General features: G+C 65.1%; 10 protein-coding genes. 7 read left to right on the top strand and 3 right to left on the bottom strand.

Annotated elements, in window-relative coordinates:
- From RUU78_RS02635 to pilH, 6 genes are all read left to right on the top strand, one after another.
- Positions 1-267, top strand: a 267-nt coding sequence (locus RUU78_RS02635; RefSeq protein WP_313913369.1) for a 2-oxo acid dehydrogenase subunit E2, incomplete at its 5' end; no start/stop codon positions are given.
- A complete protein-coding gene (locus RUU78_RS02630) occupies positions 267-659 on the top strand; it encodes a hypothetical protein (RefSeq protein ID WP_313913367.1) in 393 nt (130 codons plus the stop codon). The genes RUU78_RS02635 and RUU78_RS02630, both read left to right, overlap by 1 nt.
- Positions 660-674: 15 nt before the next feature.
- Positions 675-2,102: a dihydrolipoyl dehydrogenase gene (lpdA, locus tag RUU78_RS02625; protein WP_313913365.1), complete on the top strand. Its 1,428-nt coding sequence runs from the start codon at positions 675-677 to the stop codon at positions 2,100-2,102.
- Positions 2,103-2,482: 380 nt separating this feature from the next.
- Positions 2,483-2,740: a hypothetical protein gene (locus RUU78_RS02620; protein ID WP_313913363.1), complete on the top strand. Its 258-nt coding sequence runs from the start codon at positions 2,483-2,485 to the stop codon at positions 2,738-2,740.
- Positions 2,737-3,735, top strand: a complete 999-nt coding sequence (locus RUU78_RS02615; RefSeq protein ID WP_313913361.1) for a YhdH/YhfP family quinone oxidoreductase — start codon at positions 2,737-2,739, stop codon at positions 3,733-3,735. Before RUU78_RS02620 ends, RUU78_RS02615 begins: the two co-directional genes overlap by 4 nt.
- A 138-nt stretch (positions 3,736-3,873) precedes the next feature.
- Entirely contained in the window at positions 3,874-4,239 is a 366-nt protein-coding gene (pilH, locus tag RUU78_RS02610; protein WP_313913359.1) for a twitching motility response regulator PilH, read from the top strand.
- An 82-nt stretch (positions 4,240-4,321) separates the two neighbouring features.
- Here pilH and RUU78_RS02605 read toward each other — a convergent pair whose 3' ends face one another.
- Positions 4,322-5,197, bottom strand: a complete 876-nt coding sequence (locus RUU78_RS02605; protein ID WP_313913358.1) for a DnaJ C-terminal domain-containing protein — start codon at positions 5,195-5,197, stop codon at positions 4,322-4,324.
- Positions 5,198-5,342: 145 nt separating this feature from the next.
- Positions 5,343-5,789 (bottom strand): Hsp20/alpha crystallin family protein, encoded by a 447-nt coding sequence (locus tag RUU78_RS02600; protein ID WP_313913356.1) that lies wholly within the window; start codon positions 5,787-5,789, stop codon positions 5,343-5,345.
- A gap of 159 nt (positions 5,790-5,948) precedes the next feature.
- On the opposite strand from RUU78_RS02600, the gene RUU78_RS02595 reads away from it, so the two are divergent.
- Positions 5,949-6,431: a peroxiredoxin gene (locus RUU78_RS02595; protein ID WP_313913354.1), complete on the top strand. Its 483-nt coding sequence runs from the start codon at positions 5,949-5,951 to the stop codon at positions 6,429-6,431.
- Positions 6,432-6,535: 104 nt separating this feature from the next.
- On the opposite strand, the gene gyrA is transcribed toward RUU78_RS02595, so the two are convergent.
- The gene (gene gyrA / locus RUU78_RS02590; RefSeq protein ID WP_313913353.1) at positions 6,536-9,217 is read right to left on the bottom strand and encodes a DNA gyrase subunit A; all 2,682 of its coding nucleotides are present in this window, start codon (positions 9,215-9,217) and stop codon (positions 6,536-6,538) included.
- Positions 9,218-9,354 lie beyond the last annotated feature (137 nt).

Here is a 9,354-nt window from a genome sequence, read left to right as displayed (position 1 = left end):
GGCGGCACCTTCACCATCACCAACGGCGGCACCTTCGGTTCGCTGTTCTCCACGCCGATCGTCAACCCGCCGCAGAGCGCGATCCTCGGCATGCATGCGATAAAAGACCGCGCCATCGTCGAGAACGGCCAGGTCGTGGCCGCGCCGATGATGTACGTCGCGCTGTCCTACGATCACCGCATCATCGACGGCAAGGATGCGGTGCTGTTTCTCGTCGACATCAAGAACCAGCTGGAAAACCCGGCCAAGATGCTGCTGGGCCTGTGATGAAACCGGCCGGACTGCTGATCGGCGCCGTGCTGGCCGCGGTGTCTGGCGCTGCCAATGCAGCGCCGGATCCGGTTGCGCGGACGCGAGTGGTCGAGATCCTCACGGAGTTCGACGCGATCTCTGTCATAGACCTTGGCAATTGCGACCACGAGTATCCGGCATTCAGCAAAGCGTATGAGGCGCTGGTCGATTCGCCGGACTCAGTCGCGATGAAGCGCGTGCTGGATCACTTCGAACTCAAGCCCGAAGCGCCCGCGAACGTCGAGCACAACCCGAGCGCCGACCAATGTCTTGCCGTGCTCGACAAGGCCAAGGCCTTGTTCGAGCGCCACGGCGACTACATCCAGAAGCTTGCCGCGAGCCTGCCGCCGCCCGCGTCCGTCGACTAAACCAGGAAGAACATGATGAGCGAACAACACTACGACGTCGTCGTGATCGGCGCCGGCCCGGCCGGCTATGTGGCTGCGATCCGCGCCGCGCAACTGGGCCTCAAGACCGCCTGCGTCGACGCTTTCATCGGCAAGGACGGCAAGCCCGCCCTCGGCGGCACCTGCCTCAATGTCGGCTGCATTCCGTCCAAGGCGCTGCTGGATTCGTCCAAGCAGTTCCACAACCTGACCCACAACTTCGCCGTGCACGGCATCGCGGCCGCGAATCCGAGCATCGACGTCGGCACCATGGTCGGGCGCAAGGACAAGATCGTCAAACAGTTCACCGGCGGCATCACCTCCTTGTTCAAGGCCAACAAGGTGACGCCGATCGCGGGCTTCGCGACGCTGAAGCCGGGCCGTGTGGTATCGATCAAGGGCCATGACGGCAGCGTATCGGAGATAAGCGGCACCAACGTCATCATAGGCGTGGGCTCGGTGCCGATCGAACTTCCCTTCGCGAAATTCGACAACAAGCTCATTGTGGACAATGCTGGCGCACTCGATTTCGACGCGACGCCGGCGCGCCTCGGCGTCATCGGCGCCGGCGTGATCGGCCTCGAACTCGGCAGCGTGTGGAAGCGTCTGGGTTCCGAAGTGACCGTCCTGGAAGCGCTGCCCGACTTCCTCGCAGCCGCCGATGCCGACATCGCCAAGGCTGCCGCGCGCGAGTTCAAGAAGCAGGGCCTCGACATCCGCCTCGGCGCCAAACTCAGCAAGGCGCAGATCAACGGCAACGAAGTGCACCTGACCTACAGCGATGCCAAGAGCGAGCAGAACCTCGTCGTCGACCGGCTGCTCGTCGCCGTGGGCCGTCGCGCCGCGACGAACGGCCTCCTCGCCGAAGGCACCGGTGTGCAGCTCGACGAGCGCGGCCGCGTCGTCGTCGACGATCACTGCCACACCGGCGTCGATGGCGTCTGGGCTGTTGGCGACTGCGTACGCGGCCCGATGCTCGCGCATAAGGGTTCCGAGGAAGGCATCGCCGTGGCCGAGCTCATCGCCGGCCGTGCGGGTCACGTCAACCTCGACACCGTGCCCTGGGTCATCTACACCGAGCCAGAGATCGCCTGGGTCGGCAAGACCGAGGAACAGCTCAAGGCAGAGGGCGTGCCCTATCGCACAGGTTCGTTCCCGTTCGCCGCTATCGGCCGCGCCGTCGCGATGAACGAAACCGCCGGCATGGTCAAGGTCATCGCTCACGCCGACACCGACCGCCTGCTCGGCGTACACATGGTCGGCGCGTGCGTCTCCGAAATGATCCACGAAGCCGTGGTCGCGATGGAATTCAAGGGTTCGGCCGAAGATCTCGCGCGCATCTGCCATGCCCATCCGACGCTCTCGGAAGCCGTCCACGAGGCAGCCCTCGCGGTCGACAAGCGCGCGATCCACAAGGCGAACTGAGGGCACGGCGGCTTTCGCGTGCGTCGCCGCACACGTCATCCCGTTCCCAAGCCTCCGGTCCGTTGTGCGTTCAGGAAAGCCAGAACCCACGCTCCTGAGCGCTTGCCCGGCCCTCCCCTTGAAGGGGAGGGAGTCGTCCGGTCGAAGCCGTGCGCTTCTACGGGAATAGCGAGCCGCCTGAAGCCCTCTCACCTTCAACGGGGTTGGAGCCGATGGCCAAGAACCGAAAGGTCCTCAGCGGCTTCAACGCCCGACAGGACGGAGGATTGGGTGGGCCTCGCGCGCGACCTGCGCGACGTGGCACAGGCGCGCTGGTGGACGGCCGATCTCGCCTCTGCGCTACGTCGCGAATGACTGGGGCCGCGCCGTTCAGCAGGGCAATGCTCCGTTCCGTTTCGCACCGCGCGAGGGCGGCACATTTTTTCGCGCCATACGGCTGGCGCGAAACCGAATTCCATTCGGCCTGGGACCATGCCTGGCGCCTCGATCGCAAGACGGCCCATGCCTCGCTCCTGCGCGCGCTGTCCTGGATCGCGCCACGCCGCAAGGAGGAAGCGGTCCGGCGCATGTCCTCGATCGTGTTGCTGCAAGCCGACGACACGCCCCCGTCCTCCAACCATCAGGAGCATTGCGCATGAGCAGCACCCCGTCCTTCCGCGCCTTCCGTATCCACAACGACGCCGCCGGCTATCGCGCAGGCATCGAGAAGCTGCAACTCGACGATCTCGCCGCCGGCGAGGTCGTGATCAAGGTTGCCCACTCCAGCGTGAACTACAAGGACGCACTCGCCGGCACGGGCAAAGGCAAGATCCTGCGCCAGTACCCCATGAATGGCGGCATCGACGTGGCCGGCTACGTGGTCGCGTCGGCCGATCACCGCTACCGCGAGGGCGACGCGGTACTGTGCACCGGTTCGGGCCTGAGCGAGACACGCGACGGTGGCTATTCGGAATACGCGCGCCTGCAGGCCGAATGGATCATCCCTCTGCCGGCCGGCCTGACCTTGCGCGAAAGCATGATCATCGGTACGGCGGGCTTCACCGCCGCATTGTCGCTGTATCGCATGGAACAGAACGAGCAGCATCCGGACCTGGGTCCGGTCGTCGTGACCGGTGCGACCGGCGGCGTGGGCTCGCTCGCCATCGCGATCCTGAGCAAGGCGGGCTACGAAGCGCATGCCATCACCGGCAAAGTCGAGCAGTTCGATTGGCTGATCGGCCTGGGTGCCAAACAGTGCATCGCGCGCAAAGAGCTGTACTGGGGTCAGCGTCCGCTCGAAACCAGCCGCTGGGCCGGCGCGATCGACAACGTCGGCAGCGAGATGCTGGCGGGCCTGACGCGCGTCATCCATCCCTACGGCAATATCGCGAGCTGCGGACTGGCCGGCGGCCACGATCTCGCGACCACGGTCATGCCTTTCATCATCCGCGGCGTCAGCCTGCTCGGCATTGCCTCCTCCGGCACGGCCAGGCCTACGCGCGAGCGCGTCTGGGAACGCCTCGCCGGCGACTGGAAGCCAGCAGGGCTGGATACGATCTGCACGCGCGAGATCACCCTCGACCAACTGCCGGATGTCTTCGACGGCATGCTCGCCGGTGGCTCGCTCGGGCGAACTCTGGTAAACATCGGCTGATGCGCCGCGGCTTCGTCCTGCCCGCTGCGCCAACCATCCGCTAACCACGACCGGCACCGGGCGCCGCTGTTGCCAAGCGGTCGCCCGCCGGTAGAATGTCCCAGCCGCATCGCGGCCTACAGGGGTGATAAAGCAATCATGGCGCGAATTCTGATCGTCGACGATTCCCAGTCCCAGCTGCTGGGCCTCAAGCGCATCGTCGAGAAAATGGGCCACGAAATCATTACGGCCGAAGACGGCGCCGCCGGTGTGGAAGTCGCCAAGCGTGAAATCCCCGACCTCATCCTCATGGACGTGGTCATGCCGAACTTGAACGGCTTCCAGGCCACACGCACCATCTCGCGCGAAGCCAAGACCAGTCACATTCCCATCATCCTGGTCACGACCAAGGACCAGGAAACCGACAAGGTCTGGGGCATGCGCCAGGGCGCCAAGGCTTATGTGACCAAGCCGATCAACGAGGCGGAGCTGGTCAAGGTCATCAACGAGCTGCTGCCGAAGTAAGTCACGCCACTGCTGGACACAAAAAAGGAGCCGCGAGGCTCCTTTTTTGTTTGCGCGGCGAATGCCGAAGTTTGCGCAACCGTCACTCGCCGAACGCGTCGCGCAGGCGCATATAGGCCTCGCGCTGCTCGTCGCTGTGGGCCGCAGGAGCACGCACCTCGAGCACGACATACTGGTCGCCGGATTCGCCGCCCGGCATGCCACGGCCCTTGAGCCGCATCTTGCGGCCCGAATCCGAGCCCGGTGGAATTTTCAGGTCCACTTCGCCCGCGAGGGTGGGCACCTTCAGCGTCGCGCCCAGCGCGGCGTCCCACGGCGCGATCGGCAGTTTCACCGTCACGTCGCGGCCATCGAGCACAAAGCGCGCATGCGGCCGCAGCTGGATCTCCAGCAGCACGTCGCCGGCCGGGCCGCCATTGCGTCCCGGATGACCTTTGCCGCGCAGGCGGATGGTCTGGCCCGGCAGGATGCCGGCCGGAATCGTCACATCGAGTCTTTCGCCGTTGAGTTCCAGCCGCTGCGTGCCGCCGGTGAACGCGGTTTCCAGATCAATCGCCGCATGCGCGCGCAGATCCTGGCCGCGGCGCGGGTTCGTATTCGCGTTCGCGCGCCCGCCGCTGCGGCCGAACAACGATTCGAAAAAATCGCTGAAGCCTTCGTTGCCAGCGCCTTCTGCGCCCTGGCGGAATCCACCGAAGCCGCCGAAATCCGGCGTCGGCTGGAACTCTTCGCCAGGCTTGTAGCCGCGCGCGCGCAGCGCGTCATATTCGCGGCGCTTTTCCGGGTCCTTGAGCGCCTCGTAGGCCTCGTTCACGGCCTTGAACTTGTCCTCGGCGCCAGCCTCTTTGCTGACGTCCGGATGGTATTTGCGTGCGAGCTTGCGGAATGCGCTCTTGAGCTCGGCGTCAGTGGCCTCGGGCTTGACGCCCAAGGTGTCGTAGTAGTCCTTGAACTGCATGCTGTCTACCCTGCGGAATCAGTTTGCCCAGGCCGCACCGCGGTCCTGGCGAGCTGCGCAACAGTAATGGTACGGCCGACAAACGAACAGGCCCGCGGCGGATCACTCCGCCACGGGCCGGGGTTGCATCGGCTGCGCCGTGGCGTCAGCTCGCGGCGATGCTGATGCGGCGCGGCGAGCTTTCCGGGCGCTTCGGGATCGAAATCTCGAGAACGCCGAGCTTGCCACTCGCGGTGATGCCCTCGGCATCGGCGCTGTCCGGCAGCGCGAAGCGGCGGTAGAACACGCCCTGCTCTCGCTCGGTACGGCTCGCCTTGCCGCTCGGCTCAGCCTCATTCCTGCGTTCGCCCTTGATAGACAGAATTCCCTTGTCCATCTGGATCTCGATGGCATTGGGGTCCACGCCGGGCACATCGGCCAGGATCACGAAGCGCTTGTCCTCCTCGCGGATGTCGACGCGTGGCGTCCACTGGCTCGTGACGACGTTGGACTGGTCCGACTCGTCGGTATGGAACAGACGCTCGAACGCGTGCTTGATTTCGTCCTGGAAGCCGGCGGGAACAGACCAGCGGTAGTTACGCGAAATGTTCATGCTATCTCCTGATTCGGGCGGCGCGACCACCGCGCCATGGCCTGGAAAGTAGGTACCGCTCTGGCGCTTTCAAGAGGTGTCCATGCGATCGGCTGCGCGGTGCCGGTGCCGGCTGCAATCCGGCTATGATCCCCGCCTCCCCCGCAAGCGAGATTCCGCATGACCATCGAAATCGGCTCACGCATTCCGTCGGTGACGCTCAACGTGCTCAAGGACGGCGTGCAGGCCATCACCACCGACGAGATCTTCAGCGGCCGCAAGGTCGTGCTGTTCTCGGTGCCCGGCGCGTTCACACCGACCTGCTCGGCCAAGCACCTGCCCGGCTATGTGGAAAATTTCGACAAGTTCCAGAGTCGCGGCATCGACGTCGCATGCATGGCGGTTAACGACGCCTATGTCATGAAGGCCTGGTCCAAGGACCAGCACGTTCCCGAGGCGCTGATCATGCTCGCCGACGGCAACGCGAACCTGGCCCGTGCGCTGGGCCTGGAAATGGACGCGAGTGCATTCGGCATGGGCGTGCGCTCCAAACGTTTCGCGCTGTATGCCGAGGACGGCGTGGTCAAGGCGCTCAACGTCGATGCACCCGGCGAGTTCAAGGTCTCCAGCGCGCAGGCCGTGCTCGAAACCATCGGCGACTGAATCGACCGCCGCGCGACGCCCGGCCAGCCGCGCGAAACGCGAAAACAGAAAAACCGCGGCATCGCTGCCGCGGTTTTTCTTTGGGACTCACGCCGGCGGAGGGTTTACTCGGTCGACGCGTCGTCGCTGGCGGCTGCCTCGCCCGACGATGCGGCATCGTCCGGCGAGGCAGCGTCCTGCAGTGGCCCGGCAGTGGCGACGGCGTCGGCGGAGTCGCCTTCGCCAGCCTGACTTTCCGCATCAGCCTCATCGTCGCCGAGCAGGGCCAAGCCGACCACGCTGGTCAGTGCCTCGTTCTCGGGCAGGCGGATCAGGGTGACGCCCTGCGTGTTGCGGCCGACACGGGCGATCTCCGCTGCACGCGTGCGCACGAGCGTGCCCTGGTTGGAGATCAGCATGAGCTCATGCGCATCGTCGAGCTGTACCGCCGCGACCAACGCGCCGTTGCGCCCCGAACACTGGATCGCGATGACGCCCTGCGTGCCGCGACCCTTGCGCGGGTATTCCTCGAGCGGCGTGCGCTTGCCGTAGCCGCGTTCGGTCGCCGTCAGGATGTCGCCGTCGCCGTCCACCGCGATCATCGACACCACTTCGGCGCTGTCGGTCAGTCTCATGCCGCGCACGCCGTGGGCGACGCGGCCCATCGGCCGTACTTCGTCTTCGGCGAATCGCACGGCCTTGCCGTTGGACGCGAACATCAGCACGTCGCGTGTGCCGTCGGTCAACGCGACGCCAACGAGGCCGTCGCCGTCGTCGAGATCGATCGCGCGGATGCCATTGGCGCGCGGACGCGAATAGTCGGCCAGAGAGGTCTTCTTCACCGTGCCCTGGCGCGTCGCGAAGAACACGTAGCGGTCGACCGGGAATTCGCGCACCGACTGCACCGCCTGGATCTTCTCGCCGGGCTCCAGCGGCAGCAGGTTCACGATCGGCTTGCCGCGCGAGTTCGGACCGGCGTCGGGAATCTGGTAGACCTTCTGCCAGAACACACGGCCCGCGCTCGTGAACGTCAGCAGCGTATCGTGCGTGTTGACGATCCAGACCTGGGCGACGAAATCTTCTTCCTTCATCGCGGTGGCGGAGCGGCCCCTGCCGCCGCGCTTCTGCGCGCGATAGGTCGTGATCGGCTGGCGCTTGACATAGCCCGTGTGCGACAGCGTGACCACCACGTCCTCAGGCTCGATGAGATCGAGCACATCGAGGTCTTCCTGGCTGTGCTGGATCACCGTGCGGCGTTCGTCGCCGTAGGCTTCCTTCATCTCGACCAGCTCGCCGCGGATCAGTGCGAGCAGCACGGCCGGATCGGACAGGATCTCGATGAGGCCCTTGATCGCCGACAGCAGCTGCTTGTATTCGTCGGTCAGCTTGTCCTGCTCCAGCCCGGTCAGGCGGTTCAGGCGCATTTCGAGGATTTCCTTGGCCTGCACCTCCGACAGCTGGTAGCCGTGCTCGCCGAGGCCGGCGTTCGCGTCGAGTTCCTCGGGTCGCGAGGCACCGGAGCCGGCGGCTTCGAGCAGGCTGCGCACCAGGCCCGGGTCCCAGCGCTTGGCCAGCATGCGCTCCTTGGCCACGGCCGGCGATTCGGAGGTCTTGATCAGCTCGATCATCTCGTCGATGTTCGCGAGCGCAACGGTCAGACCTTCGAGGATGTGCGCACGCGCACGCGCCTTGCGCAGTTCGAAGATGGTGCGGCGCGTGACGACTTCGCGGCGGTGGCGGATGAAGGCCTCGAGGATTTCCTTGAGGCCGAGCAGGCGCGGCTGGCCGTCGACCAGGGCGACCATGTTGATGCCGAACGTCACCTGCAGCTGGGTCTGCTGGAACAGGTTGTTCAGCAGCACGTCGGCCATCGTGTCCTTGCGCACTTCGATGACGATGCGCATGCCGTCCTTGTCGGATTCGTCGCGCAGGCCGTCGGGCGAAATGCCCTCGATCTTCTTTTCCTTGTGCAGCTCGGCGATCTTCTCGATCAGCCGCGCCTTGTTGACCTGGTAGGGCAGCTCCGAAACGATGATCGTCTCGCGGCCGTTCGCCTCGGTCTCGATATCGGCCTTGGCGCGGATCAGGATGCGGCCACGGCCTGTTTTATACGCTTCCACAATGCCGGAAGCGCCGTTGATGATTCCGGCGGTCGGGAAGTCCGGGCCGGTGATGTAGCGCATCAGGTCATCGATGCCGAGCGAGGGCTCGTCGATCAGCGCGATCGTCGCGTTGATGACCTCGGTCATGTTGTGCGGCGGAATGTTCGTCGCCATGCCCACGGCGATGCCGGCGGAACCGTTGATGAGCAGGTTCGGCACGCGCGTCGGCAGTACCGTCGGCTCGAATTCCTTCTCGTCGTAGTTGGGCTGGAAATCGACGGTTTCCTTGTCGATGTCGGCGGTCAGCTCCGAGGCCAGGCGGTCGAGGCGACATTCCGTGTAGCGCATCGCCGCGGCGGCGTCGCCGTCGATGGAACCGAAGTTGCCCTGTCCGTCGACCAGCGGGTAGCGCAGCGAGAAGTCCTGCGCCATGCGCACGAGCGTGTCGTAGATCGAGGCGTCGCCATGCGGATGGTATTTACCCATCACGTCACCGACGATGCGCGCGCACTTCACGTACGGCCGGTTCCAGAAATTGTTGACTTCGTACATGCCGAACAATACGCGCCGGTGCACGGGCTTGAGACCGTCGCGGACATCCGGCAGGGCGCGGCCGACGATCACGCTCATGGCGTAATCGAGATAGCTCTGCCGCATCTCGTCTTCAATGTTGACGCGTATGACTTCTTTGGCTAGTTCCGCCATCGGGATTCCAGGGTTCTGACGCTAGACGACCTGCAGTCCGCCCTGGGCCGGGCGGACGCCGAAAAATAACGCGCGAGGATACCACAGAACGGCGTCGCAACCGCGTCGGAAGCCCTTGTTTCTGGCCGTTTTTTACC

The sequence above is a fragment of the Tahibacter sp. genome (assembly GCF_032229445.1).
GTDB lineage: Bacteria > Pseudomonadota > Gammaproteobacteria > Xanthomonadales > Rhodanobacteraceae > Tahibacter.
Note: the sequence above shows the minus strand (reverse complement) of the source record. Positions and strands in the feature narration are given on the sequence as shown.

What these genes read in the sequence shown, in the direction of transcription:
- RUU78_RS02620 (WP_313913363.1), top strand. Translation starts at nt 2,483, where the DNA reads ATGCTCCGTTCCGTTTCGCACCGCGCGAGGGCGGCACATTTTTTCGCG.
- gyrA (WP_313913353.1), bottom strand. Translation starts at nt 9,217, where the DNA reads ATGGCGGAACTAGCCAAAGAAGTCATACGCGTCAACATTGAAGACGAG.
- RUU78_RS02595 (WP_313913354.1), top strand. Translation starts at nt 5,949, where the DNA reads ATGACCATCGAAATCGGCTCACGCATTCCGTCGGTGACGCTCAACGTG.
- lpdA (WP_313913365.1), top strand. Translation starts at nt 675, where the DNA reads ATGAGCGAACAACACTACGACGTCGTCGTGATCGGCGCCGGCCCGGCC.
- RUU78_RS02630 (WP_313913367.1), top strand. Translation starts at nt 267, where the DNA reads ATGAAACCGGCCGGACTGCTGATCGGCGCCGTGCTGGCCGCGGTGTCT.
- RUU78_RS02600 (WP_313913356.1), bottom strand. Translation starts at nt 5,789, where the DNA reads ATGAACATTTCGCGTAACTACCGCTGGTCTGTTCCCGCCGGCTTCCAG.
- RUU78_RS02615 (WP_313913361.1), top strand. Translation starts at nt 2,737, where the DNA reads ATGAGCAGCACCCCGTCCTTCCGCGCCTTCCGTATCCACAACGACGCC.
- RUU78_RS02605 (WP_313913358.1), bottom strand. Translation starts at nt 5,197, where the DNA reads ATGCAGTTCAAGGACTACTACGACACCTTGGGCGTCAAGCCCGAGGCC.
- pilH (WP_313913359.1), top strand. Translation starts at nt 3,874, where the DNA reads ATGGCGCGAATTCTGATCGTCGACGATTCCCAGTCCCAGCTGCTGGGC.